The sequence below is a fragment of the Streptomyces sp. NPDC014727 genome, assembly GCF_043083485.1.
Classification (GTDB): Bacteria; Actinomycetota; Actinomycetes; order Streptomycetales; family Streptomycetaceae; genus Streptomyces.
In genome coordinates this window covers 1-26,082 of sequence record NZ_JBIBYR010000018.1, presented here as the reverse complement: position 1 = coordinate 26,082, position 26,082 = coordinate 1, and the positions used below count along the sequence as shown (strand labels likewise).

The window sequence follows — 26,082 nt, the reverse complement described above, 5'->3', positions numbered from 1 at the left end:
CTCCACGACCTCCCCTGACACCACTGGGACTGCGACCCATGACACAGCAGCAGACAGGCGGCGACGTCCGCCTCACCGGGATCAGCAAGACGTACGGCTCCTTCACCGCCGTCCAGCCGCTCGATCTCACCGTTCCGCAGGGCTCCTTCTTCGCGCTGCTCGGCGCGTCGGGCTGCGGCAAGACCACCACCCTGCGGATGATCGCGGGCCTGGAGGAGGCGACCACCGGCACCGTCTCGCTCGGCGGCCAGGACATCACCGACCTGCCCCCGTACAAGCGGCCCGTCAACACGGTCTTCCAGAGCTATGCGCTCTTCCCGCACCTCGACATCACCGAGAACGTCGCCTTCGGCCTGCGCCGACGCGGGATCAAGTCGGTGAAGAAGCAGGTCGACGAGATGCTGGAGCTCGTCCAGCTCGGTGACTTCGCCAAGCGCAAACCGCACCAGCTCTCCGGCGGCCAGCAGCAGCGCGTCGCCGTCGCCCGCGCCCTGATCAACCACCCGCAGGTGCTCCTGCTCGACGAGCCGCTCGGCGCCCTCGACCTCAAGCTGCGCCGACAGATGCAGTTGGAGCTCAAGCGCATCCAGACCGAGGTCGGCATCACGTTCATCCATGTCACCCACGACCAGGAGGAGGCCATGACCATGGCCGACACCGTCGCGGTGATGAACGGGGGCCGGGTCGAGCAGCTGGGCGCCCCCGCCGATCTGTACGAGAACCCGAAGACGACCTTCGTCGCCAACTTCCTCGGCACGTCGAACCTGATCGAGGGCGAGATCGTCTCCGCGGACACGGACGTCGTCGTGACGGTCGGCGGCGGAAAGCTGCGGCTGCCCGCCGGGCGATGTACGGCCCCCACCGCGAACGGCGGCAAGCTGCTGCTCGGCGTACGCCCCGAGAAGATCTCGCTCGCGCACGCCGACGAGGCGGACGCGATAGCCGACGGCCGCAACCGGGTCACCGGCCGGATCGTCGACTCCAGCTTCATCGGCGTGTCCACGCAGTACGTGGTGGAGAGCCCGGCGGGCAAGGCGCTGCAGGTGTACGAGCAGAACGTCGAGAGGCGCGCGGGATTCACGGCCGGTGCCGAGGTCGTCCTGCACTGGAACCCGGCACACACCTTCGGCCTGGACGCCGCCCAGGACATCGACGCCGGTGTGGAGACGGTGGAGGACGCGGCGTGACCGTCACCAAGGAGGCGCCACCCGCGCCCATCACGGAGCTGAAGGTCCGCAAGGCCTCCACCCGTAAGCGCCTCGTCCCGTACTGGCTGCTGCTCCCCGGCATTCTGTGGCTCGTCGTCTTCTTCGCGCTGCCGCTGGTCTACCAGGCGTCGACCTCCGTACAGACCGGATCCCTGGAGAAGGGATTCGAGGTCACCTGGCACTTCCAGACCTACTGGGACGCGCTGAAGGACTACTACCCGCAGTTCATCCGGTCCCTGCTGTACGCGGGCACCGCCACGATCCTGTGCCTGCTGCTGGGCTACCCGCTCGCGTACCTCATCGCCTTCAAGGCCGGGCGCTGGCGCAATGTCGTCCTCGTGCTGGTCATCGCGCCGTTCTTCACCAGCTTCCTGATCCGTACGCTCGCCTGGAAGACGATCCTCGCGGACGGCGGCGCGGTCGTCGACGTACTGAACACCCTGCACATCCTGGACGTCACCAGCTGGCTGGGCTGGACCGAGTCGAACCGGGTCCTGGCCACGCCGATGGCAGTGGTCTGCGGTCTCACGTACAACTTCCTGCCGTTCATGATCCTGCCGCTCTACACCTCGCTGGAGCGTATCGACGGCAGACTGCACGAGGCGGCCGGCGATCTGTACGCCACACCCGCCACCACCTTCCGCAAGGTGACCTTCCCGCTCTCGATGCCGGGCGTCGTCTCCGGAACGCTGCTGACGTTCATCCCGGCCAGCGGCGACTACGTCAACGCGGAACTGCTGGGCTCCACCGACACCAAGATGGTCGGCAGCGTCATCCAGACCCAGTTCCTGCGCGTCCTCGACTATCCGACGGCGGCCGCGCTCTCCTTCATCCTCATGGCGGTCGTCCTGATCATGGTCACCGTCTACATCCGCCGCTCCGGGACGGAGGACCTGGTCTGATGCCCGTACTGCGCTGGATCCGCCGGAATCTGATCGTCATCGCGGGTCTGCTGACCCTCGCCTACATGATCCTTCCGAACATCGTCGTGATGGTGTTCTCGTTCAACAAGCCGAAGGGGCGTTTCAACTACGCCTGGCAGCACTTCTCGCTGGACGCCTGGAAGGACCCCTGCGGCGTCGCCGACATGTGCGGCTCGCTCTCCCTGTCCCTGCAGATCGCCACCTGGGCCACCGTCGGCGCGACCGTCCTCGGCACGATGATCTCCTTCGCGCTGGTCCGCTACCGCTTCCGGGCGCGCGGCGCGATCAACTCGCTGATCTTCCTGCCGATGGCGATGCCCGAGGTCGTCATGGCGGCCTCGCTGCTCACGCTCTTCCTCAACATGGGCGCACAGCTGGGCTTCTGGACGATCCTCATCGCGCACATCATGTTCTGCCTGAGCTTCGTCGTGACGGCCGTCAAGGCACGGGTGATGTCGATGGACCCGCGACTGGAGGAGGCGGCCCGCGATCTGTACGCGGGCCCCGTGCAGACCTTCCTGCGGGTGACGCTGCCGATCGCCGCCCCCGGAATCGCGGCGGGAGCGCTGTTGGCCTTCGCGCTCTCCTTCGACGATTTCATCATCACCAATTTCAACGCGGGCTCCACCGTGACCTTCCCCATGTTCGTCTGGGGATCGGCACAGCGCGGCACGCCCGTGCAGATCAACGTCATCGGTACGGCGATGTTCATCATTGCGGTACTGGTGGTTGTCGTCGGCCAGCTCATCGCGAACCGGCGGAAGAACACCGCACGTTAGAAAGCCCTGAAGGAGTTGGAAACCATGGCCCCAGCTGCCATGCGTACTGCTGCACGATCACTCTCCGACGCCAGGCCGGTCTCGTTCTGGCTGGACGACCCCGGCAAGCCCGACGCGCTCCCCGCGCTCACCGGCGACGAGCACTGCGATCTCCTCGTCATCGGCGGCGGCTACAGCGGGCTGTGGACCGCGCTGATCGCCAAGGAACGCGACCCGGAGCGGGACGTCGTACTGATCGAGGGGCACGAGGTGGGCTGGGCCGCCTCGGGCCGCAACGGCGGATTCTGTGCCGCTTCCCTCACCCATGGTCTGCCCAACGGTCTGGAGCGCTGGCCGGACGAGATCGCGAAGCTGGAGGAGCTGGGCGAACGGAACCTCGACGCCATCGAGGCCGCCGTCGCCCGCTATTCCATCGACTGCGAATTCGAGCGGACCGGCGAAATCGATGTCGCCACCCAACCGCATCAGCTCGAAGAGCTTCAGGAATGGCACCAGGAGGCCGAAAAGCTCGGCTTCACCGGGCTGGAATTCCTGGACCGGGACGCGCTGCGCGCCGAGGTCGACTCGCCCACATTCCTGGGCGGTCTCTGGGACCGGCGCGGGGTCGCCATGCTGCATCCCGCCAAGCTGGCCTGGGGTCTGAAGCGGGCCTGTCTCGACCTCGGGGTGCGGATGTACGAGCACACCCGGGGCCTCGAACTGGCCAGGTCCACCACCTCGATGGCGGTCCGCACGCCGTACGGGAGGGTCTTCGCGCGCCGTGTCGCGCTCGGCACGAACATCTTTCCGTCGCTGGTCAAGCGGGTACGCCCGTACACCGTGCCGGTCTACGACTACGCGCTGATGACCGAACCGCTCACCGCCGACCAGCTCGCCTCGATCGGCTGGAAGAACCGGCAGGGGCTGGGCGACAGCGCCAATCAGTTCCACTACTTCCGGATGTCGGCCGACAACCGGATTCTCTGGGGCGGCTATGACGCGATCTATCCGTACGGGGGCCGGCTGAGCGCCGATCTCGATCAGCGTCCGGAGACCTTCCTCAAGCTCGCGGGCCAGTTCTTCGATTGCTTCCCGCAGCTTGCCGGGGTCCGTTTCAGCCATGCCTGGGGCGGGGCGATCGACACCTGTTCCCGCTTTTCCGCATTCTTCGGTACGGCCCATCAGGGCCGGGTCGCCTATGCCGCCGGATACACCGGGCTCGGTGTCGGAGCCACCCGTTTCGGGGCCGATGTGATGCTCGATCTGCTGGCGGGCGAAAAGAATGAGCGAACCACTCTGGAAATGGTCCGCAGCAAGCCGATGCCCTTCCCGCCGGAGCCCTTCGCCTGGGCCGGGATCGAACTCACCAAGAGGTCCCTCGCCAGGGCGGACGACAACGGCGGGCACCGCAACCTGTGGCTGCGGACGATGGACCGGCTGGGGCTCGGCTTCGACAGCTGAGCGCGGACCGGCGCGACGTGACCAGGGTCACCGCAGACGGGTGGCCCGAAGTCGCGTAATAGATCACCGCCACCCCGCTCTCCCGTGTGAACGCACCGGCAACGCATGGCCGGTTCACACGGGATAGGAGGCCGGTCATGGCTGGCACGGGGGCCAAAGCAGCAGTCGAGTGGCTCGCATCGGTGGCACCGGACCCTGACGCCTGCCGGGGGGAGTGGGAGCGCGATCCCCGGGGGATCGCGCTCCTTCCCGCCGGCAGGCGCTGGGACGTACTGATTCTCCCGGGGGAGCTGGGCCATTCCACGCTCGATGTGCTCACCCGGCTCGTCGACCGGCCCGGACCGGTCCTCTCCGATCTGGCCGAAGCCCGCATGGGCTTCTTCGTGCCCCCGGGCACCGCCGCCCGCTGGGTCGGCACGGGCGTACGGGGAGCGGGACAGGGGACCTGGATCGTGGTGCCGTACCCCGGGCGGGAGGCCGCCGGTGCGGTGCGCTGGCTGATTCCGCCCGACGGCTCCGGCACGCTCAACGACGCCATGCTCCTGGAGCTCGCGATGCATGAGGCGGCGGCCGCACGGGCCGAGATCCGCGGGGACTGACGGGGCCGGGAACGGGGGACGCCGAGAGCGAGGGCGGCCGGGTCCGGCGGTGGGCGGACGTCGCGGCCGGATGCACCGCGGCCAGGGAGCGGCGACGCGGACCGGGACCCGGGAGCGGCCGGGCCACTGACAGAGGTCTTGACAACCTGATTGGTCTGGACCATGTTGTGGCCGCCGCGCTCAATTCCCCCACGCACGGAGGCCGTTGTGGAACGCACGGGACCCCCCGCCCGATTTACCGGATTTCTGGCCGCCTTCTCGGCCGCCCTGCTCGCCGCAGGCGGCCTCGCCGCCACCGCACCGTCCGCCGCCGCCGCCGCGGACTCCGATCTGGCGCGCAACGGCGGCTTCGAGGCGGGCCTGGACGGCTGGAGCTGCAGCAGCGGCAGCGGAGCCGTCGTCAGTACGCCCGCCCACAGCGGAACTTCGGCGCTGAAAGCGACCCCGGCCGGCGGCGACAACGCCAAGTGCGCCCAGTCCGTGACGGTCGAGCCGGACTCCACGTACACGCTGAGCGCCTGGGTGCAGGGCAGTTACGTCTACCTCGGCGCCGACGGCACCGGCACGACCGACGTGTCCACCTGGACGCAGTCGGCGGCCGACTGGAAGCAGCTGACCACCACGTTCAGGACCGGCCCTGCCACCACCTCCGTCACCGTCCACACCCACGGCTGGTACGGCACCCCCGCCTACTACGCCGACGACGTCACCCTGGTCGGACCGGGCGGCGACCCGGTCGCGCTCCCCGCCGTCCCCACCGGGCTGAAGGCCGGCACGGCCACCGCCTCCTCGGTCGACCTCTCGTGGACCGGTTCCTCGGGGGCCACCGGCTACAACGTCTACCGGGGCGGCACGAAGGTCCTCTCGCTCACCGGCACCTCCGCGACCGTCACGGGGCTGGCCGCCTCGACCGCGTACAGCTTCCAGGTCGCCGCGACCAACGCCGCCGGTGAGTCCGCCAAGTCCGCCCCGGTCCTGGTCACCACCACCGCGGGCGGGGGCGGCGGCACCGGCGGCGGCCTGCCCGCGCACGCACTCGTCGGCTACCTGCACTCCAGCTTCGCCAACGGGTCCGGCTACACGCGCATGGCGGACGTGCCCGACTCCTGGGACGTCATCGACCTCGCCTTCGGCGAACCGACCTCGGTCACCTCGGGCGACATCCGCTTCTCGCTCTGCCCGGTCACGGAGTGCCCGAACGTCGAGTCCGTGGCCGAGTTCAAGGCGGCCATCAAGGCCAAGCAGGCCGCGGGCAAGAAGGTGCTGATCTCCATCGGCGGCCAGAACGGCCAGGTGCAGCTCTCCTCCACCACCGCCCGTGACACCTTCGTCTCCTCGGTCAGCAAGATCATCGACGAGTACGGTCTCGACGGCCTCGACATCGACTTCGAGGGCCACTCGCTCTCGCTGAACACCGGCGACACCGACTTCCGGAACCCCACCACTGCGGTCATCGTCAACCTGATCTCCGCGGTGAAGACCCTCAAGGCCAAGTACGGCGACACGTTCGTCCTCACCATGGCCCCCGAGACCTTCTTCGTGCAGCTCGGCCACCAGTACTACGGCTCGGGCCCCTGGGGCGGCCAGGACCCCCGCGCCGGCGCCTACCTCCCGGTCATCCACGCACTGCGCGACGACCTGACCCTGCTGCACGTCCAGGACTACAACTCGGGCTCCATCATGGGTCTGGACAACCAGTACCACTCGATGGGCGGCGCGGACTTCCACATCGCCATGACCGACATGCTGCTCGCCGGATTCCCGGTGGCCGGGGACCAGACCAGGATCTTCCCCGGGCTCCGTCCCGACCAGGTCTCCATCGGCCTGCCGGCCTCCACCCAGGCGGGCAACGGCTACACCACCCCCGCCGAGGTGACCAAGGCGCTGAACTGCCTGACGAAGAAGACCGACTGCGGTTCGTACGCCACCCACGGGACATGGCCCGGGCTGCGCGGACTCATGACGTGGTCGATCAACTGGGACCGCTTCAACAACGGGGAGTTCGCGCGGAACTTCGACGCCTACTTCGGCAGCTGAGGGCCCACGGCAGGAGCAGCGGGCCGCACAGGAACCAACTGCCCAGCACGTCCAGCGGCCAGTGGTAGCCGCGCAGCACCAGACCGATGCCCGTCGCCGCCGTCAGCGAGACAGCGGCGACGGGCATCATCCACGACCGGCGCACATACGGCGCGACCAGCAGCGCCGCCGTCCCGTACGCCACCGCGGCCGTCGCCGCGTGGCCGGACGGGTAGTAGCCGGTGGCGTCGGTCAGCGGCCCCGGGCGGGCGATCCAGTCCTTCAGCGGGACGACCAGCAGGGGCACCGTCGCCATGGTGAGCGCCGCGTGCACCGGCTCACGGCGTGCTCCGCGCACCAGGGCCCAGACGATCGCGCAGCCCAGCACCGGGAGCGCGAGTTGCATATTGCCGAGATCGGCGAGGAGTTCGGCCGGCCGGCCGGGGCCGTGTCCGACGACGGCACGTGCGATCCGCTCGTCCAGGCCGCGCAGTGGACCGGCGGACGCGACCTGCCAGGTGGTGAGCGCGAAGAGAGCGAGGAAGGACGTCACCAGAGAAACGAGAAGAGCCGGCCGCCCGGGAACAGGGGGGGTGGTTCCGGGGCGGCCGGTCGGATCGGTTTGCCGCGCGCCCCGGGGGGTTTGGGGCGAGCGGCCATCCGATCGGTGAGGAGTTCCGGAGCCGAAGGCCCCAGTGGTGTGCGCGAAGGCACGGCCAGGAAGGTGCTGGGAAAGCTCCGACCCGGCGTCGCCGGCAGTCCCCTGCGGGCGGGGTGTTTCTCTCATCTGCAGAAACCGTACGTCAGCCGATGGGGGACCGACAGACGGAAACGGATCCCGCCATCGGCCCCCCACACACTCTTCACAGGCCCTCACGCGACCCCCCTGCAACCCCGACGGAGCGGCTTTCGCCACCGCCGGGGGTTCGTACAGATCAGATCTGGCCGAAAGCCTGCTCGATGACGTCGAGGGCCTCGTTCAGCAGGTCCTCGCCGATCACCAGCGGCGGGAGGAAGCGCAGGACGTTGCCGTACGTGCCGCAGGTGAGGACCAGCACGCCCTCCGCGTGGCAGGCCTTGGCGAGCTTGGCGGTGGCCTCCGGGTTCGGGTCCTTCGTGCCGGACTTCACCAGCTCGATCGCGATCATCGCGCCGCGGCCGCGGATGTCACCGATGACATCGCCGTTCGGCAGCTTCGCCTGCATCTCGGCGAGGCGGCCCTTCATGACCTCCTCGATGCGCTTCGCCTTCGCGTTCAGGTTCCGCTCGCGCATCGTCTCGATGGCGCCGAGCGCGCCCGCGCAGGCCACCGGGTTCCCGCCGTAGGTGCCACCGAGGCCACCGGAGTGCGCGGCGTCCATGATCTCGGCGCGGCCCGTCACGGCGGAGAGCGGGAGACCGCCCGCGATGCCCTTGGCGGTGGTGATCAGGTCCGGGACGATGCCCTCGTCCTCGCAGGCGAACCACTGGCCGGTACGGCAGAAGCCGGACTGGATCTCGTCGGCGACGAAGACGATGCCGTTGTCCTTGGCGAACTGGGCGATCGCCGGGAGGAAGCCCTTGGCCGGCTCGATGAAGCCGCCCTCGCCGAGCACCGGCTCGATGATGATCGCGGCGACGTTGTCCGCGCCGATCTGCTTGGTGATCTGGTCGATGGCCTGGGCGGACGCCTCCGCACCGGCGTTCTCGGCACCGGTCGGCCAGCGGTAGCCGTACGCCACCGGCACCCGGTAGACCTCGGGCGCGAACGGCCCGAAGCCCTGCTTGTACGGCATGTTCTTGGCGGTCAGCGCCATCGTGAGGTTGGTGCGGCCGTGGTAGCCGTGGTCGAAGACGACGACCGCGGAGCGCTTGGTGTAGATGCGGGCGATCTTCACCGCGTTCTCGACGGCCTCGGCGCCCGAGTTGAACAGCGCGGACTTCTTGGCGTGGTCGCCCGGCGTCAGCTCGGCGAGCTGCTCACAGACCTCGACGTACCCCTCGTACGGCGTGACCATGAAGCAGGTGTGGGTGAAGTCGGCGAGCTGCGCGGACGCACGGCGTACGACGGCCTCGGCGGAGGCGCCGACCGAGGTCACGGCGATGCCGGAACCGAGGTCGATCAGGCGGTTGCCGTCCACGTCCTCGATGATCCCGCCACCGGCGCGGGCGGTGAACACCGGCAGGGTGGAGCCCACACCTGCGGCCACCGTCGAGAGGCGGCGGGCCTGCAGCTCCACCGACTTCGGGCCGGGAATGGCAGTGACGACGCGGCGCTCCTGCGGAATTGCGGTCATGAGGGGCTCCTGTGGGGTGTTTCGGACGCTTCTCTGTCTGCAGGCTATGGGCGGGGCCCGGGGTCCGGCATGTTCCGTTCGGGAGTGGTGGCCGGACGCGGTTGTCCGTCACGGACATAGCGAGGGGGTTCGGGGCCGGGCCGCGGCGGTGCGCGGACGGGACGACGGCTCCCCGGGCGCGCCGAAGACATCCCGCCGGACCGCGTCCGACGGGGTGGCACGGGGCACTAGATTGATGACTTCGGGCGCAGGCGCCCGGAGTTACCGGTCGGCGCTGGTCAGGGGACGAGGGACAGCACATGGACACCGAGGGCACGTACGACTCGCGCGGCACCCGCTCCGGTCCACCGGTGCCGCGCCCGGCCGGCCCGCCACCGCCCGAACTGCCCCCGAGGCCGGGATACGCCCCGGCGTCCGGCCCCTCCCTGGGGGACTGGCTCCGCACCCCGAGGCCCGCCGCGGAACCCGGTGTCTGGCGGCTCGGCCACACCCCCCGGCCCGCCGAGGAGAAGGAGCGCCCCCCGGACCGCGCGCTGGTGAGCGGCGCGGTGATCTCGCTGCTGGCCTGCGTCCTCGTCTGGTCGCTCCTGCGCAACAACTACATCCCGTACTGGCGGGTTCCGCTGAAGCTCTTCACCCCCGGCGACTGGTGGGGGCCGTTCGACGACCGGCCGCAGACGCGTGGAGCTGTCCGCGCGCTCGACATCTACCGCCTGCTGATCATCGGGGGCCTCGTCTACGGATTCGGCCGCCTGGGCAACTGGCCGACCGCCTTCGAACGGTGCGTCGCGGCCAGGGGAGCCGCGGCGCGGGCGGGCGGCGCGGCGATCGGCGCGCTGCTGGTCTGGATCCTCGTCTGGAACGGGACGGTGCCCGGGATGGGACTGGCCTTCGGCCTGGTTCCCGGCTCGTGGCTGGGACCCGACCGGCCGCTGTCCCCGGTGATCAGCTACGGACTGTACGTCCTGCTCACCCTGGTGATCGTGTGGCCGTTCGCCAGGCTCGGACGCTGGGCCGAGGCATGGCGCTCCCGCAGGCCCGCGCGGCCGGCACCGGGCCGGGAACAGCATGACCCGTCGAAGCCGACCGCGCCCGGCGGAACGGACGCCGTCGAGGTGGGCGGCGAGGACGACCCGGCCGAATGGCCCGATCTGCGCGCCGCCGGACAACAGCGGGTCGCCGCCGAGCTCGCCAAGGAGACCCGGTCCGGGCGGATGAACGACGTCGACTACGTCCGTATCCGCCGCGCCTGGACCTCCGTGCGCGCCGACCACTCCCGGCTCTCCGCCTTCGCCGACACCGTGCTGCGCAACGGCTCCGCCGCCTGCGCCCACCCCTCCGGCGCACGCGACCTCCCGGTCCGCGCCGCCCGGCACGATCTGCTGGTCCAGCAGGTCAGGCTCGGCGCCGTCGAGGACGGCGAACGCAATCCGTACGCCCGCCGCGGCAGCGGCGTCGCCCTCGACCCCGGACTGCTGGGCACCTCCCTGCTCGCCGTCGGGCCGCCCGGAGCGGGCAAGAGCCGGGCACTGATCCGGCCCGTCGTCGAGGCCCTCGCACTGCAGGCGCTCGCCGGACAGGCCGCCGTCGTCGCCGTGTGTGCGGCCGGTACCCGGCTCGGCGGCGACCAGGGCTTCGACGTCGTCATCAAGATCGGCGACGCGTCCTCCGTCCACGACCTCGACCTGTACGGCGGCACCAGCGACCCCGACGAGGCCGCGACCGTCCTCGCCGAGGGCCTGGTCGGCGACCTTCCCGAGGTGGACAGCAGGCGCGCCGCCACGGCCCTCGCCCAGCTCCTCGGCCCGTTCCGGGCAGCCCACGGACGCTTCCCCTCCGTACCGGAACTGCGGGAACTCCTGGACGGGGTGCCCGAGGCCCTCACCGCTCTGCGGGAGGCGCTCGACGTGAGCGGACACCCCGGCATGCTGCGCGAGCTGGATGCCCGCGCACGCCAGTCCGGTGCGCCCGGCGACCCGGGCCCCGCTCTGGCCGACCGGGTGGCACTGCTCGACCGGCCGGCCTTCGCGGAGTTCTTCGACACCACGGGCAAGACCCGTCCCTTCTCGCCGCGGGCCCTGGAACACCCGCTCCGGGTCCGTATCGATCTGCCCGAACGCGGCCACACCGAGGCGTCCCGGGTGCTGGCGCGCCTCGTCCTCGCCCAGTTCACGGCGAGCGCCGCGGTCCGTACCGACCGTTCCCTGTTCGCCTGTCTGGTCCTCGACGACGCGACCCACACCCTGACGCCCGACACCGTCCGCGGAATCCAGCGGCTGCGCTCCGCCCACGCCGGGGCCGTACTCACCCTGCGCACCCTCGACGACGTGCCGGAGCAGTTGCACACGGCGCTGCTCGGCGCGGTCGGCTGCCGGATGGCGTTCTCCGGGATCACGACGTGGGACGGGAAGAAGTTCGCCGAGGCCTGGGGGACGGAGTGGGTCGAGACCCGCGATGTCACCCAGCGCACGGTCTTCGCCGACCAGCCCATGACGCGGGCCATCCACGCCTTCCGCAAACTGGTCACCGGCAAGGCGGTCACCACCGACGCGGTGACCGTGCGGCAGGTCGAACGGGAACGCTGGTCGGCCTCCGAGCTGGCCCACCGGGTACCGGCCGGACACGCGGTGCTGTCCCTGACGACCGTACGGGGGGAGCACGCGCCGCCCCTGCTGGTGGACCTGAACGGCTGAGCGGTGCGGGGGCGGGGCCCGCGGCGTGCGAGCGGTTACCCCGGACCCTGCCGCCCTGGCAGAATCGAGAGGAGTCGTTCATACGGGACGGCGAAAATCGACTTCTGAGGTCCCACGGTCCCCATGCCCCCTACTCTCGCCTCGCTCGTCCAGCATTCGGCGCTCAAACTCACGGTGCGTGCGGGGGCGGACCGGCTCGACGCGCCCGTGCGCTGGGCCCACGCCAGCGAGCTGACCGACCCCGTCCCGTACATGGAGGGCGGTGAGCTCCTGCTGGTCACCGCCACCAACCTCGACGCCGAGAATCCCGAGGCGATGCGCCGGTACGTGCGGCGGCTGGCCGGGGCCGGAGTCGTCGGGCTGGGGTTCGCCGTCGGCGTCAACTACGAGGACGTGCCGCAGGCGCTGATCGACGCCGCCGAGGAAGAGGGACTGCCGCTCCTCGAAGTGCCGCGTCGCACGCCGTTCCTCGCCATCGCCAAGGCCGTGTCGTCGGCGATCGCCGCCGATCAGTACCGGGCGGTGACAGCGGGGTTCGAGGCCCAGCGGGAGCTGACGAAGGCCGCGCTCGCGGGCGACGGCCCCGGCGAACTCCTCTGCCGGCTCGCCACGCACGTCGACGGCTGGGCCGCGCTGTACGACGCCTCCGGCGCGGTCGTCGCCGTGGCCCCTGAGTGGGCCGCGCGCCGGGCCGCCCGGCTCACCCCCGACGTGGAGCGGCTGCGGGAACGTCCCGCCCCGGCCAGCGTGGTCGTCGGCGACAGCGACGACCGGGTCGAGCTCCAGTCCCTGGGCACCGGCCGCCGCGTCCGGGGCGCGCTGGCCGTCGGCACCGGCGCGGCACTGGGTACCGCCGAGCGGTACGCCGTGCACTCGGCGGTCGCCCTGTTGACCCTGACCACCGCCCGCTCCCGGTCCCTGCAGGGCGCGGAGCAGCGGCTGGGCGCGGCGGTGCTGCGCATGCTGCTCGCCGGCCAGCCCGACCACGCGCGGGCCGTCGCCGGGGATCTGTACGGGGGGCTGCTCGACGCCCCGTTCCGGCTGCTCATCGCGGAGGCGTCGGCCCCCTCGGCGACCGCGTCGCTGGGCGAGGCGATGGAAGCGGCGGCCTTCCGGACCGGAGAGGCCCTGCTGAGCGTGGACGAGGGCGAGCGGCTCGTCGTCCTGGCCGCGGACGGCGGAGCGGCGGTTGCCGCCTGCGTGGCATACGCGCAGGCGCAGGAGGCCCGGGAGGCACGGCCCGCGCGCGAACCGGCGACGGCGGAGGAGGAGGCACAGGTGGTCGTGGGCCTGTCGGCACCGGTGGGCCCCATCGCCGTCTCCGCCGCGTACAAGCAGGCCGAACAGGCCTTGTCGGTGGCCCGCCGCCGGGGCAGGGCACTGGTCGAGCACGAGGAGCTGGCGGCAGGTTCGGTGCTCCCGCTGCTCGCGGACGACGCCGTGCGGGCCTTCGCCGACGGAATGCTCCGCGCCCTGCACGAGCACGACGCCAAGGGCCGCGGCGACCTGGTGGCCTCGCTGCGGGCCTGGCTCGCCCACCACGGCCAGTGGGACGCGGCCGCGGCGGACCTGGGCGTCCACCGCCACACCCTGCGCTACCGGATGCGTCGCGTGGAGGAGATCCTGGGCCGCTCACTGGACGATCCGGACGTCCGGATGGAGCTGTGGCTGGCCCTGAAGGCCACGGGCTCCCCCGCGACGCCGGAGCCGTAACCGCTGCTCGCACGGCCCCGCCCCCGCGATCCCGTCGGCGCATCCGACAAAGCGGCGTGTCCCCGTCGTGCTCTGCTCCACCTCGGACAAACGCCAGGTCGGCCGTGCGGCCCTACGGTGGGGGCAGCACACCCCACGACTTCGAAGGGCCGGACCGCCATGACTTCCACCCACGCCTTCTGGCTCGCCGGCCGCCAGGCCACCGGCGAGGACAGCTTCGACGTCACCAACCCCTGGGACGGCCGTCTCGTCGGCACCGTCAGCGTGCCGACCGACGCGCAGATCGAGGAGGCCGTCGCGGCCGCGCACGCCGTGCGCGAGGAGTTCGCCGCGACCCCGGCGCACGTCCGGGCCGCCGCACTCGACCACGTCGTACGGCGTCTGGTGGAGCGCACCGAGGAGATCGCCCAGCTGATCTCCGCGGAGAACGGCAAGCCCATCAAGTGGGCCCGTGGTGAGGTCGGCCGTGCCGTCTCCGTGTTCCGGTTCGCCTCCGAGGAGGCCCGTCGCTTCAACGGCGGCGACGCCCAGCGCCTCGACACCGACGCGGGCGGCACCGGCCGTCTCGGTCTGACCCGACGCTTCCCGCGCGGCACGGTCCTCGGCATCGCGCCGTTCAACTTCCCGCTGAACCTGAGCGCCCACAAGGTGGCCCCGGCCATCGCCGTCGGTGCCCCGATCATCCTGAAGCCGGCCCCGGCCACCCCGATCTCGTCGCTGATCCTGGGTGAGCTGCTGGCCGAGACCGACCTGCCGGCCGGTTCGTGGTCCGTGCTGACGGTCCCGAACGACCGGATGCCCGCCCTGGTCCAGGACGAGCGCCTGCCGGTCATCTCCTTCACCGGTTCCGGCCCGGTCGGCTACTCGATCATGGAGTCGGTGCCGCGCAAGCACTGCACCCTGGAACTCGGAGGCAACGGCGCCGCGGTCGTCCTCGGCGACTACGCCTCCGACCAGGACCTGGACTGGGCCGCGAACCGCATCGCGACCTTCTCCAACTACCAGGGCGGCCAGTCCTGCATCTCCGTGCAGCGCGTCATCGCGGACGCCTCGGTCTACGACCGGCTCGTCCCGAAGATCGTCGCGGCCGTCGAGGCCCAGGTCACCGGCGACCCGTCCGACGCGGCCACCGATGTCGGCCCGCTGGTCAGCGAGGACGCCGCCAAGCGCGTCGAGTCCTGGGTCGACGAGGCCGTGCAGGCCGGCGCCCAGCTCCTCACCGGCGGCAAGCGGGACGGTGCCACGTACGCCCCGACCGTGCTCGCCGAGCTCCCGGACGGCGTCACCCTCTCCTGCGAGGAGGTCTTCGGACCGGTGCTCTCCGTGCAGAAGGTGGACGGCGAGGCCGAGGCGTTCGCGGCGGTCAACTCCTCCAAGTACGGCCTGCAGGCAGGCGTGTTCACGCACGACCTGCAGACCGCCTTCCGCGCCCACCGCGCCCTTGAGGTCGGCGGCGTGATCATCGGCGACGTCCCCTCCTACCGCGCGGACCAGATGCCGTACGGCGGCGCCAAGCAGTCCGGCGTCGGCCGCGAGGGCGTCCGCTACGCCATGGACGACTACACCTACGAGCGCGTGCTGGTCCTCACCGGCCTCGCCCTGTAGGACCGCGAACCGGATCGAACCGATCCACCAGCGTCGCCTGTGATCCGCCTTGGACAGCACGACAGCAGGCGGCAGAGAGACGGCCGGTGCCCACTGTGCGGGGGCACCGGCCGTTCCTGCGTATTCGCACTCCGACCTGCGAAGACTGCCGGATCTTGGCTGGTTCAAAGGGTGGTTGGGAAAGCGGTGGGAAAACGGAGCTGGTCTCCCGCCATGGCGAGCATCGTTCCGCGTAAGAACCAGGCCGGGGAGATCCACAGCTACCAAGTGAAGTGGAAGGACGGCGGCGCACGGTCCGATAGGTGGCAGACCGAGCGCTTCGACGACGAGGACTCGGCCAAGGTCTTACTCGACGAGACCAGCGACCTCTTCAGGAGTCATGAACTCCATGTCGTCGCTCGGCTCGTCGTCGCTGACGCCCCGATCGTCATTGCTCGGGAGCCGGGTCAGGTCACACGGGTTGCGGTCCCGAAGTGGCGGCTCGGCAACTACGGCCTCCTTCAAGAATCGCCCAGGTAGGCAACGGCGCCTACTCACTGGGGACCTGGGGAAACTCGATGCCTTTCTGTTGCCGCCGAAGTGCCTGACGCAATGGCGCCTGCCTTACCCAGCGTCCGCGGCCGCACCCGTCGTTCCTCCCTGGGGCTGACCCGGTTCTCCATCAGCTGCCGGTCCCGCGCGGCCGACCCTTGCCTGGCGGCCAGTCACATCAGGTGCAAACCGCATGTGGGGCATGACTATTGATGCAGCCAAGCGGGTCCCGGGCTGGCTCACCGCCTCGACCGATCAACTGATCACCATTCGACTGGTGTGGGAGCGGCCCGCTTCGCCTTGTAGATCCCCGTCGATCACCATGCCTCTACCGTGAAGCGTGCGTCCAGCGGTTGCAGGGCGAGGGCTGGACGAGGGCGGACGGACTCCGGGGTCGCGAGGCGGAGGCGGAAGCGCGACCAGACAGTGGCCAGCAGGCTGACGGCCTCGACTGCTGCGAGGGAGGCGCCGAAGCATGTGCGCGGGCCGAGTCCGAAGGGGAAGTAGGAGCCGCGTGGAACTTCCGTCGGCTCCTTCCCCAGCCAGCGTTCCGGGCGGAATTCTCCGGCTTGCTTCCAGTACCGCGGGTCGCGGTGGTTCACCCACTGACTCACCGTAACCGTGGTGCCGGCCGGAACAACGTAGTCCGAGAACTTCACATCGATACGGGCGTCCCGGCTGGTCATCCAGACCGGTGAGTACAACCGGAGGCTTTCCCGCAGAACAGCGTCGGTGTACGGCAGTTCGCCCAGGAGCGCCATCCCGGTGGCATTCCCGGCGAGCGCTTTCTCCGTTTCGCGGTACACGCGCTCCGCCGCATCCGGATTTCGGGCGAGCAGGACACTGGCCCACACCACGGCGTCATTCGTGGTCTCGTATCCGGCCATGAGCAGGGTTGCCAGTTCGTCGTTCACCTCGGCCGACGTGGGCGTCGGCGTGCCGTGGAGCAGTGCGTGCAGCACGGGCGCGGCTTTCGGGTCCGCTGCGCGGCCCGAGGCGGCGACTCGGGCGAGAGTCCGTTCGACCCGACGGAGATTGCGGCGGATCTGCAGCTTGCGACGGGTGGGAAGCCACTCGGGGAGCACCACCGGTGAGGCGGAGAGTTCCATGATCGGAACTACCATCCCGGCGACTTCGGCGACCTCCGAGTCGGTGTACTCCTCGCCGAACATCAGAGCCGTGACCAGACGCAGGGTCACCACTGACACGTCCTGCTGCAGGTCCCGCACCTGGCCCGGACGCCACTGCTCCAGCATCCGCTCACCCTGCCCGCGCATGGCGGCGGCGGCCGTCGCGGACAGTTCCCGGCCGAAGGCCGGCTGGATGCGCCGACGCTTGGCCTTCCAGTCCTCCCCGTCAGCGCTCATGGTGGACAGCGGCAGGCTCTGCCTGCGTCCCGCACGCCGGGTCTCGGGGCCTTGCTTGACGAAATCGGCGTTGCGGTCGACGAGCATGCGTTCCACGTGCTCAGGGCTCGCGAGCAGGACGTTCCGCGGACTGATGCGGACGATGTCCCCGTACTCCCTCGCGCATGCGGTGAGAAACCGGAGCGGATCGGTGCTGAATTCTTGAAGATTTCCGAGCACGCGGTCGCCCGTCGGTCCCGGTATGTCCACCAGCGTTTTCCCTGCCACCCCGCCCCGCCTTTCGCCTTTCCGGGATTACCGGGGTGTGCGAGCAGCGCTCGTACACCCCGGCAGCAAATTTCCGCGCCGATCAGTAATACGAATACGGGGCGGTCAGTCGGTCCTTGCGGGTGAGTCGCATGAACAGGGCTCCGGTGAGCACGAGCTTACGCATAGAGATATACCTCCCGATGAATACACTCAGTTCGCTGTTGACACCAACGGCCGAAACGGTATGGGCGTTGACTTATGCACGTCAAGAGGGCATTTTCTCATATGGGGACAAAGAATCTTATTGGGCCCTATCGTGCACCGCTCGATCTGAAGGGACAGAGAATGAACACCCACCCACCCAAGGCCGGTGGCGGCCGGGGCGCGGGCGGGGCGCCCGGCTCTGCCACGTCTCTGACCCCATGCGGGGGACGGAGGGGCAACCGTTCGCATCAGGCCATGTCGGCTTTGTGCACAGGCCATGTCGGCTTTGTGCATGAGGAGGGGAGTCGTTTGTCAACTGCTTCGGGAGTCACCGTGCAGGCCCCGTCGCCGAATGCTGCGAGGGCTCCCGCAACCGGACCGTGCTTCAGTCGCGGGAGCCCTCGTCGTCCCGATATCAGTGCCCTGCCTCAGCCCCATGGCCGGGTAGGGTCGGGACGGAGTCGCTGCTACAGATCCCGCTCGATCCGGCTTTCCGGGACTTCTTCCTTCTGGCGGTTCTGCTCGTTCTCGATGGTGTACATCGCTTTCTGTCCGCGGCCCTGGACGTTCCGGACCGTGCCCTGGCACGTCTGGTTGTTGTTGTTCCGGTACTCGACGCGCTGACCCTCGCTGTGAGGCATTGAGCTCTCCACTTCTCGATGTGAACCGGGCCCGGCTTTTTGGCGCGGGCCGCACTTGTCCAGCGCCCGCTCCAGTCGCGGTGCGCCATCCCAGACCACCCTGTGATCGCCTGACCGGCGAGTCCGGAGAGCCGGTCGGGGGAACTTTGCGACACCCTCTGCTGGACCAGCGGCTTCGCCGACGGCCAGGCCCGCGGCCATCGAGAACGGGTCACGAGCGCCGCCGTGACCGAGGTCGATGCCGACGACGCCGTCCGCGTCGGCTCGCCGTCCTCGACCCGACCGGGCAGTTCTGCCCGCGAACGGCCGGCGGTTGCGTGCATGCCGAGGCCGACGTGCAGCTCGGCGGTTCCTGGTACCGGGCTGAGGATGTCTGGTGGAGGAGACCGACGGGGGCCGAGCGGCTTCGAGGGGAGGTTCCGTAACATTGTGTACAACGCAGGCTGGAGGGGAATGTCATGGCCAGAAACGAAGGGATCGCCCGTGTCGCCCATGAGGCGAAACGCGCCTGGCAGACCGTCACAGGAGATCCTGTCCGTCTCCGCCGTGGGGCGAGGCGCGACTGCCGAGCAACTGCACGACGCCTGGCGTGACTTCAAGACGGCGGGCGGAGGGAAGTGCGAGCCGATGAAGGACGAGATCGCTCACACGCATCCCTGTCTCATCTCCTGCGCCGCACTCGCGCTGATCAGCACCGGCAGGACGGCTTTCCGGGCCGTCCTGCCTCCCCTCAGTGACCAGGAGGCATAAATGGCCACTCCGTTGACAGCCGCTGCCGTCCTCACCGCCCTCCGCGCCGAGGGCGTTCGTGTGGTGGAGGTCGGCAACTGGCGTACGCACAACCGCAATTCGAAGGGGGCATGGGGACCGGTCAACGGGTCGATCGTGCACCACACGGTCACCAAGGGCACCGCGTCCACCGTGGCCATGGTCCGGGACGGCTACGCAGCCCTGCCGGGACCGCTGTGCCACGGGATGATCGCGAAGGACGGCCGTGTGCACATGGTCGGCTGGGGCCGCGCCAATCACGCGGGCGGTGGCGACCCTCGCGTGCTGGAGCAGGTCGTATCCGAGTCCTACGGCACCCGCCCGACCCCACCGACCCGCGGCAACAGCAACGGTGTCGACGGCAACAGCAGGTTCTACGGGTGGGAGTGCGAGAACCTCGGCGACGGCAAGGACCCCTGGCCCAAGGCCCAGTACGACGCGATCGTCCGTGTCCAGGCCGCGCTCTGCCGGAAGCACGGCTGGTCCGCGAAGTCCGTGATCGGCCACCTGGAATGGTCCAGCGACAAGATCGACCCCCGCGGCTTCACCATGGCCGGGCTCCGCGCCGATGTGGCCGAGCGGCTGAAGCACCCCGCGAGCTGGAACCCCGGCTCCGACCACGAGGAGGACCCCATGGCAGGAATCACCAAGAAGGACATCTTCGACGCCGTGTGGAAGACCGATGCGATCGGCGGCCCGGCGGACGCCGCGGACCACAGCACGAATCCGACCTGGCAGGCACAGTCCATCTTGAAGGACGTTCAGGCCCGCATCCGCCGCATGGACAAGACCCTGGCCGCCCAGTCCGCCGCGATCACCGCACTCGCGGGGCAGGTCGGCACCGGCGCCGACACCGAGACCATCGTCGCCGCGGTCGAGACGGCCATCAAGAACGCGGTCATCGACGTCAACATCAACACCAAGGAGGCCTGACGGCCTCGATGTTCGCGGCCGCGTTCGGGGCTGCTACGGCGGAGCGCCCTGTACGGACGCCACGCAGACCCTGGACGCGAGGCCCGGCCCCCCCGGCACCACCGGTGTGCCGGACCCCGGCCATCGGGCCTGGGCCACCTCGGGTCCGATGGTCGGGGAGCCGCAGGGGGGATCTCCGGCGATCCCTGATCCGGCGCGGGACTTCTGACCCGGGTCACCAGGGCTCGGCCGACCGGTCACGAGGTCGCCCGGAAGCGCGTGGACGCGCGTCACGGCGGGTGCCATGATCATGCGGGCGTCCGGCGCGGGTCCGGCGCGCAGGGAGGGACCATGAAGCTCTGCATCGCCATATTTCTTGCTCTGTCGGCGTTGCTCATTGCCGCCTCCGGCGTTGCGGCGGTCACCCGTGGCTGGGTGCTCCCGGTGAACCGGCGACTGGTCCGCCGCCCGCGCGTCTACGGCTGGGCCCAGTTGGTGGCTGCCTTCGCTCTGTGCTGGCAGCTGGTCTTTCTGCTGGTGCTCAACGACCCCGACATCCTCGGCCCCGACATCCGGGGGTGGGGGAGCCTGCCGGGCAGCGCGCTTCTGCTGACCGGTCTCGTCCTGATGACGCTGAGCCGGCGCACGGGCGGTAACCGACAGGGCAACGGCACGCCCTGAGCCCGTGGCGCCTTCGTACAGGAATCTCGCCACCGCGGACAGGCCGTCTGCCACCCCGGACTCCTCCCACGCCTGGGCGAGGCGGAGTGCGTACCGGATGCTCTTTGGCTCCCGGCGCGCGCGTGCCGGAAGCTCCCTGCTCTCCGACATCACGGCGAGGCGATCGCGCAGGACGCGGGCTTTCGTGCAGGCCAGAGGAGACCTGCAGGTCAGGGCGGTGTGAGGGGCCCACCGTGCGGGGCTCCGGTCGTTCCCGCTTCTCCGCCCCGACCACGGCCCGGCCGTCGTGTCACCGCGGGGCTGGCCAGTGGAGTGGCTGTCGACCCGATCGGCGTTCCGGGGATGGTGGGCGTGCCGGGAATCGGGTACATCAGGACAAGTAGCACCGGTTGGTACGGCTCGGCAGGCGCGCATGCCTCCGCGCGTTCCGGCCGTGTCCGCCCATCCCACGACGCGGCGAGGTGAGCTCCTCATGTCCGCACCATCCGCCCCGAAGAACACGCCCAAGGTCACCGAGCGTGAAGCGCGCCAAGTGGCCGAGGCCGCGCGCGAACAGGACTGGCGCAAGCCGAGTTTCGCCAAGGAACTCTTCCTCGGCCGCTTCCGGCTCGACCTGATCCATCCGCATCCGCTGCCGCCCGCGGACGACGTCCGGCGCGGCGAGGCCTTCCTCGCCCGGCTGCGCGCCTTCTGCGAGACCAGCATCGACAGCGCCCTGATCGAGCGTGAGGCCAGGATCCCCGACGAGGTGATCAACGGCCTCAAGGAGCTCGGCGCGCTCGGGATGAAGATCGAGCCGAAGTACGGCGGGCTGGGCCTGACCCAGGTCTACTACAACAAGGCCCTCGCCCTGGTCGGCTCCGCCAGCCCCGCCATCGGTGCGCTGCTCTCCGCCCACCAGTCCATCGGTGTGCCGCAGCCGCTGAAGCTCTTCGGCAGCCAGGAACAGAAGGACGCCTTCCTGCCCCGGCTGGCCAGTACCGACATCTCGGCGTTCCTGCTCACCGAACCGGACGTCGGATCCGACCCGGCCCGGCTCGCCACCTCGGCCGTTCCGGCGGGGGCGGACTACATCCTCGACGGTGTGAAGCTGTGGACGACCAACGGCGTCGTCGCCGACCTGCTCGTCGTGATGGCCCGTGTCCCGAAGTCGGACGGTCACAAGGGCGGCATCACGGCCTTCGTCGTCGAGGCGGACTCCCCGGGCATCACCGTCGAGAACCGCAACGCCTTCATGGGCCTGCGCGGCCTCGAGAACGGCGTCACCCGCTTCCACCGTGTCCGGGTCCCCGCCGCCAACCGCATCGGCCCCGAGGGTGCGGGGCTCAAGATCGCCCTCACCACGCTCAACACGGGACGGCTCTCGCTGCCCGCCATGTGCGTCGGCGCCGGGAAATGGTGCCTGAAGATCGCCCGCGAGTGGTCGGCGGTGCGCGAGCAGTGGGGCAGGCCGGTCGCCCGGCACGAGGCCGTCGGCGCCAAGATCTCCTTCATCGCCGCGACCACCTTCGCGCTGGAAGCGGTGGTCGACCTCTCCTCCCAGATGGCGGACGAGAACCGCAACGACATCCGTATCGAGGCCGCTCTCGCCAAGCTGTACGGCTCCGAGATGGGCTGTCTGATGGCCGATGAACTGGTCCAGATCCGGGGCGGCCGGGGCTTCGAGACCGCCGCGTCCCTCGCCGCCCGCGGCGAACGGGCCGTACCCGCCGAACAACTCCTGCGCGACCTGCGGATCAACCGGATCTTCGAGGGCTCCACCGAGATCATGCACCTGCTGATCGCGCGTGAGGCCGTCGACGCCCATCTGAAGGTCGCCGGAGACATCATCGACCCCGACAAGCCCCTCTCGGCCAAGGCGCGAGCGGGCGCCAACGCGGCCGGCTTCTACGCCCGCTGGCTGCCCAAGCTCGTCGCGGGGCCGGGACAACTCCCGCGTACCTACGGCGAGTTCAACCCGGCCGGGCACCCGGACCTGTCCACCCACCTGCGCTATGTCGAACGTTCCGCCCGCAAGCTCGCGCGCTCCACCTTCTACGCCATGTCGCGCTGGCAGGGCCGGATGGAGACCAAGCAGGGCTTCCTCGGCAGGATCGTCGACATCGGCGCGGAACTCTTCGCGATGAGCGCCGCCTGTGTCCGCGCCGAACTGCTGCGCTCCTCCGGCGACCACGGCCGCGAGGCGTACCGGCTCGCCGACGTCTTCTGCCACCAGTCCCGTGTCCGGGTCGAAGAGCTCTTCACCCGCCTGTGGTCCAACACCGACGACCTGGACCGGCGCATGGTCGACGGCGTGCTGTCCGGCGCGTACACCTGGCTGGAGGACGGCATCATCGACCCGAGCGGCGAAGGACCATGGATCGCCGACGCCACCCCGGGGCCGGCCACCCGGGACGATGTCCACCGGCCCATTCACTGACCCGTTGTCCACCCGGGCGGGCACGCGCCCCCGCGTCGGCCGTATCCCGCCCCACCGGGCGGGGCACGGCCGACGTGCGTGCGGGCGGGCCACGTCGGCCCGGCGCGGGGACGCACTGTCCACACCCACAGCCGATGCGGCAACAATGGGGGCATGAGCGACAGCCCTGCCCCCCTCGCCGACCCGCACCTCGTCTTCGACGCCGCGGAAGGCCGCCGGGATCTCGTCATCCTCGGCTCCACCGGTTCCATCGGCACCCAGGCGATCGACCTGGTGCTGCGCAACCCCGACCGCTTCCGCGTCACCGGACTCTCCGCCGCGGGCGGACGGGTCGCCCTCCTCGCCGAGCAGGCGCGGCAACTGCGGGTGCGCACCGTGGCCGTCGCCGCACCGGACGCCGTACCCGCGCTCAGGGAGGCGCTGCGCGAGCAGTACGGGACGGGCGAGCCGCTCCCCGAGATCCTGGCCGGGCCGGACGCCGCCGCGCAGCTGGCGGCGAGCCACTGCCACACCGTGCTCAACGGAATCACCGGCTCGATCGGACTCGCCCCCACGCTCGCCGCGCTGGAGGCGGGCCGCACGCTCGCCCTGGCCAACAAGGAGTCGTTGATCGTCGGCGGTCCGCTGGTCAAGGCGCTGGCGAAGCCCGGCCAGATCATCCCGGTCGACTCCGAGCACGCCGCGCTCTTCCAGGCACTGGGCGCCGGCACCCGCGCCGACGTACGCAAGCTCGTCGTCACCGCCTCCGGCGGCCCCTTCCGGGGACGGACGAAGAGCGAGCTGGCGGACGTCACACGCGAACAGGCCCTCGCCCACCCGACCTGGGCCATGGGACCGGTCATCACGATCAACTCGGCCACCCTGGTCAACAAGGGACTGGAGGTCATCGAGGCGCATCTCCTCTACGACATCCCGTTCGACCGGATCGAGGTCGTGGTCCACCCCCAGTCATACGTCCATTCCATGGTGGAATTCACCGACGGCTCCACCCTCGCCCAGGCCACGCCCCCCGACATGCGGGGCCCGATCGCCATCGGCCTCGGCTGGCCCCAGCGCGTCCCGGACGCCGCACCCGCCTTCGACTGGTCGGAGGCGTCCAGCTGGGAGTTCTTCCCCCTGGACGGCGAGGCCTTTCCGTCCGTGGGGCTCGCCAGGCACGTGGGCACGCTCGGCGCCACCGCCCCGGCCGTGTTCAACGCCGCGAACGAGGAATGTGTCGACGCATTCCTGGCAGGACTGCTGCCGTTCAACGGAATCATGGATACGGTCACGGCGGTGGTCGCCGAACACGGCACCCCCGCCACGGGAACTTCGCTCACGGTCGCAGACGTCCTCGAAGCGGAGACCTGGGCACGCGCCCGGGCCCGTGAACTCTCGGCGAAAGCGACAGCGGAGGCGCGCGCATGAGTATTACGACGGTCCTGTTGACGATTCTGGGCATCGTCGTCTTCGTCATCGGCCTGCTGTTCTCCATCGCCTGGCACGAGCTCGGACACCTGTCGACCGCGAAGCTCTTCGGCATCCGCGTTCCCCAGTACATGGTCGGCTTCGGGCCGACGATCTGGTCGCGGAAGAAGGGCGACACCGAGTACGGGATCAAGGCCATCCCGGCCGGCGGCTACATCCGCATGATCGGCATGTTCCCGCCGGGACCGGACGGGCGTCTGGAGGCGCGGTCCACTTCCCCGTGGCGCGGCATGATCGAGGACGCCAGATCGGCCGCCTTCGAAGAACTCGAACCCGGTGACGAGAAGCGGCTCTTCTACACGCGCAAGCCGTGGAAGCGCGTCATCGTGATGTTCGCCGGACCGTTCATGAATTTGGTCCTCGCCGTCGCGATCTTCCTCGGCGTGGCGATGACCTTCGGGTTCCAGACCCAGACCACCGAGGTGGCGGGGGTCCAGAAGTGCGTGATCGCCCAGAGCGAGAATCGCGACACCTGCAAGAAGTCCGACCCGGTCTCGCCCGCACAGGCCGCGGGACTGAAGAAGGGCGACAGGATCGTCGCCTTCGACGGCCGGAAGGTCGACGACTGGGCCACGCTCTCCGACAAGATCCGCGACACCATCGGCCCCGCCACCATCACCGTCCTGCGCGACGGCCAGGAGAAGACCCTCCACGCCGTGCTCCAGGAGAACTCGGTGGCCAAGAAGGACTCCAAGGGCGAGGTGGTCCCCGGGAAGTTCGTCCCGGCCGGCTACCTCGGCTTCGCCGCACAGACCGAGATCGTCCCGCTCTCCTTCGGCGACTCGGTCGTCCGCATGGGAGACATGATCGAGAACGGCGTCGACTCGATCATCGCCCTCCCGTCCAAGATCCCGGACCTGTGGAACGCCGCTTTCGGCGACGCCCCGCGAGCGGCCGACTCCCCGGTGGGCGTCGTCGGCGCGGCCAGGATCGGCGGCGAGGTGATGACGCTGGACGTACCGGCGCAGAACCAGATCGCGATGATGCTGTTCCTGCTGGCCGGCTTCAACCTCTCGCTGTTCCTCTTCAACATGCTGCCCCTGCTGCCGCTCGACGGCGGGCACATCGCCGGAGCGCTCTGGGAGGCCCTGCGCCGCAATGTGGCACGGGTCTTCAAGCGCCCCGACCCGGGCCCCTTCGACGTGGCCAAGCTGATGCCGGTCGCCTATGTCGTCGCGGGCGTCTTCATCTGCTTCACGCTGCTCGTGCTGGTCGCCGACATCGTCAATCCGGTCAAGATCTCCTGATCTGCCGACCGGTCCGGTGAACCAAGGGTGACGGCCCGGCACACAGCGTGTGTCCGGGCCCGCCCTCCGCGCGGTGCTCCCGGACGCGGTGTGCGCCGGGCCGCCGCCGGTGACGTAACCTCGAAGCCCGGAGCCCGCCGATCTCGGGACCTCGATCCACACCTTGGGGATGCTCAGCGCATGACTGCGATTTCTCTCGGAATTCCGTCCGTTCCGACCAAGCTCGCCGACCGGAGGGTCAGTCGAAAGATCCAGGTCGGGTCGGTGGCGGTGGGCGGGGATGCGCCGGTGTCGGTGCAGTCGATGACCACGACGCGTACGTCGGACGTGGGTGCGACGTTGCA

Annotated in this window: 22 protein-coding genes; 17 read left to right on the top strand and 5 right to left on the bottom strand. The window is 70.0% G+C overall.

Translation table 11 applies throughout. The annotated features are described in order from the left end of the window. Window positions 1-38: 38 nt before the first annotated feature. From ACF1B9_RS25625 to ACF1B9_RS25600, 6 genes are all read left to right on the top strand, one after another. Entirely contained in the window at window positions 39-1,187 is a 1,149-nt protein-coding gene (locus tag ACF1B9_RS25625; RefSeq protein ID WP_391742907.1) for an ABC transporter ATP-binding protein, read from the top strand. After that, complete coding sequence (locus ACF1B9_RS25620; RefSeq protein WP_391742909.1) at window positions 1,184-2,110, top strand: ABC transporter permease; 927 nt, start codon at window positions 1,184-1,186, stop codon at window positions 2,108-2,110. Before ACF1B9_RS25625 ends, ACF1B9_RS25620 begins: the two co-directional genes overlap by 4 nt. Further along, entirely contained in the window at window positions 2,110-2,910 is an 801-nt protein-coding gene (locus ACF1B9_RS25615; protein WP_093899058.1) for an ABC transporter permease, read from the top strand. Before ACF1B9_RS25620 ends, ACF1B9_RS25615 begins: the two co-directional genes overlap by 1 nt. A gap of 24 nt (window positions 2,911-2,934) precedes the next feature. Further along, window positions 2,935-4,350, top strand: a complete 1,416-nt coding sequence (locus ACF1B9_RS25610; protein WP_391742910.1) for an NAD(P)/FAD-dependent oxidoreductase — start codon at window positions 2,935-2,937, stop codon at window positions 4,348-4,350. A 137-nt stretch (window positions 4,351-4,487) separates the two neighbouring features. Next, window positions 4,488-4,949 (top strand): hypothetical protein, encoded by a 462-nt coding sequence (locus tag ACF1B9_RS25605; protein ID WP_391742911.1) that lies wholly within the window; start codon window positions 4,488-4,490, stop codon window positions 4,947-4,949. 207 nt (window positions 4,950-5,156) lie between these two features. Beyond that, complete coding sequence (locus tag ACF1B9_RS25600) at window positions 5,157-6,986, top strand: chitinase (protein WP_391742913.1); 1,830 nt, start codon at window positions 5,157-5,159, stop codon at window positions 6,984-6,986. Here ACF1B9_RS25600 and ACF1B9_RS25595 read toward each other — a convergent pair. Together ACF1B9_RS25595 and gabT are read right to left on the bottom strand one after the other, a co-directional pair. Next, a complete protein-coding gene (locus ACF1B9_RS25595; RefSeq protein ID WP_391742915.1) occupies window positions 6,937-7,752 on the bottom strand; it encodes a phosphatase PAP2 family protein in 816 nt (271 codons plus the stop codon). The genes ACF1B9_RS25600 and ACF1B9_RS25595 overlap by 50 nt on opposite strands. A 148-nt stretch (window positions 7,753-7,900) precedes the next feature. Next, a complete protein-coding gene (gabT, locus tag ACF1B9_RS25590) occupies window positions 7,901-9,241 on the bottom strand; it encodes a 4-aminobutyrate--2-oxoglutarate transaminase (RefSeq protein ID WP_391742916.1) in 1,341 nt (446 codons plus the stop codon). A gap of 299 nt (window positions 9,242-9,540) precedes the next feature. On the opposite strand from gabT, the gene ACF1B9_RS25585 reads away from it, so the two are divergent. The 4 genes from ACF1B9_RS25585 (at window position 9,541) to ACF1B9_RS25570 (ending at window position 15,771) form a co-directional block, all read left to right on the top strand. After that, entirely contained in the window at window positions 9,541-11,934 is a 2,394-nt protein-coding gene (locus ACF1B9_RS25585) for an ATP/GTP-binding protein (RefSeq protein WP_391742917.1), read from the top strand. A gap of 123 nt (window positions 11,935-12,057) precedes the next feature. Beyond that, window positions 12,058-13,647 carry a PucR family transcriptional regulator gene (locus ACF1B9_RS25580; protein ID WP_391742919.1) on the top strand — a complete coding sequence of 530 codons (1,590 nt, stop codon included), beginning with the start codon at window positions 12,058-12,060 and terminating at the stop codon, window positions 13,645-13,647. Between the two features lie 159 nt (window positions 13,648-13,806). Then, window positions 13,807-15,252 carry an aldehyde dehydrogenase family protein gene (locus ACF1B9_RS25575; RefSeq protein WP_391742922.1) on the top strand — a complete coding sequence of 482 codons (1,446 nt, stop codon included), beginning with the start codon at window positions 13,807-13,809 and terminating at the stop codon, window positions 15,250-15,252. A 213-nt stretch (window positions 15,253-15,465) separates the two neighbouring features. Further along, entirely contained in the window at window positions 15,466-15,771 is a 306-nt protein-coding gene (locus tag ACF1B9_RS25570) for a hypothetical protein (protein ID WP_391742923.1), read from the top strand. A gap of 329 nt (window positions 15,772-16,100) precedes the next feature. Here the strand turns inward: ACF1B9_RS25570 and ACF1B9_RS25565 are convergent, their stop codons facing one another. From ACF1B9_RS25565 to ACF1B9_RS25555, 3 genes are all read right to left on the bottom strand, one after another. Continuing rightward, window positions 16,101-17,417: a cytochrome P450 gene (locus ACF1B9_RS25565; protein WP_391742924.1), complete on the bottom strand. Its 1,317-nt coding sequence runs from the start codon at window positions 17,415-17,417 to the stop codon at window positions 16,101-16,103. Window positions 17,418-17,499: 82 nt separating this feature from the next. Next, a complete protein-coding gene (locus ACF1B9_RS25560; protein WP_358943971.1) occupies window positions 17,500-17,583 on the bottom strand; it encodes a cittilin family RiPP precursor in 84 nt (27 codons plus the stop codon). 487 nt (window positions 17,584-18,070) lie between these two features. Continuing rightward, on the bottom strand, window positions 18,071-18,244 hold the full coding sequence (locus tag ACF1B9_RS25555; RefSeq protein ID WP_391742925.1) for a hypothetical protein: 174 nt from the start codon (window positions 18,242-18,244) through the stop codon (window positions 18,071-18,073). A gap of 492 nt (window positions 18,245-18,736) precedes the next feature. Here ACF1B9_RS25555 and ACF1B9_RS25550 point away from each other — a divergent pair, with 492 nt between their 5' ends. From ACF1B9_RS25550 to ACF1B9_RS25520, 7 genes are all read left to right on the top strand, one after another. Continuing rightward, on the top strand, window positions 18,737-18,994 hold the full coding sequence (locus tag ACF1B9_RS25550) for a hypothetical protein (protein WP_391742927.1): 258 nt from the start codon (window positions 18,737-18,739) through the stop codon (window positions 18,992-18,994). Beyond that, window positions 18,995-19,945 carry an N-acetylmuramoyl-L-alanine amidase gene (locus tag ACF1B9_RS25545; protein WP_391742929.1) on the top strand — a complete coding sequence of 317 codons (951 nt, stop codon included), beginning with the start codon at window positions 18,995-18,997 and terminating at the stop codon, window positions 19,943-19,945. A 330-nt stretch (window positions 19,946-20,275) separates the two neighbouring features. Further along, a complete protein-coding gene (locus tag ACF1B9_RS25540) occupies window positions 20,276-20,605 on the top strand; it encodes a hypothetical protein (RefSeq protein WP_391742931.1) in 330 nt (109 codons plus the stop codon). 472 nt (window positions 20,606-21,077) lie between these two features. Continuing rightward, window positions 21,078-23,024 (top strand): acyl-CoA dehydrogenase family protein, encoded by a 1,947-nt coding sequence (locus tag ACF1B9_RS25535; protein WP_391742933.1) that lies wholly within the window; start codon window positions 21,078-21,080, stop codon window positions 23,022-23,024. A 153-nt stretch (window positions 23,025-23,177) separates the two neighbouring features. After that, window positions 23,178-24,431 (top strand): 1-deoxy-D-xylulose-5-phosphate reductoisomerase, encoded by a 1,254-nt coding sequence (dxr, locus tag ACF1B9_RS25530; protein WP_391742934.1) that lies wholly within the window; start codon window positions 23,178-23,180, stop codon window positions 24,429-24,431. After that, the gene (locus ACF1B9_RS25525; RefSeq protein WP_391742935.1) at window positions 24,428-25,738 is read left to right on the top strand and encodes a M50 family metallopeptidase; all 1,311 of its coding nucleotides are present in this window, start codon (window positions 24,428-24,430) and stop codon (window positions 25,736-25,738) included. Before dxr ends, ACF1B9_RS25525 begins: the two co-directional genes overlap by 4 nt. 180 nt (window positions 25,739-25,918) lie before the next feature. Further along, window positions 25,919-26,082: flavodoxin-dependent (E)-4-hydroxy-3-methylbut-2-enyl-diphosphate synthase (locus ACF1B9_RS25520; RefSeq protein WP_362209164.1), on the top strand; the 164-nt coding region annotated here is incomplete at its 3' end.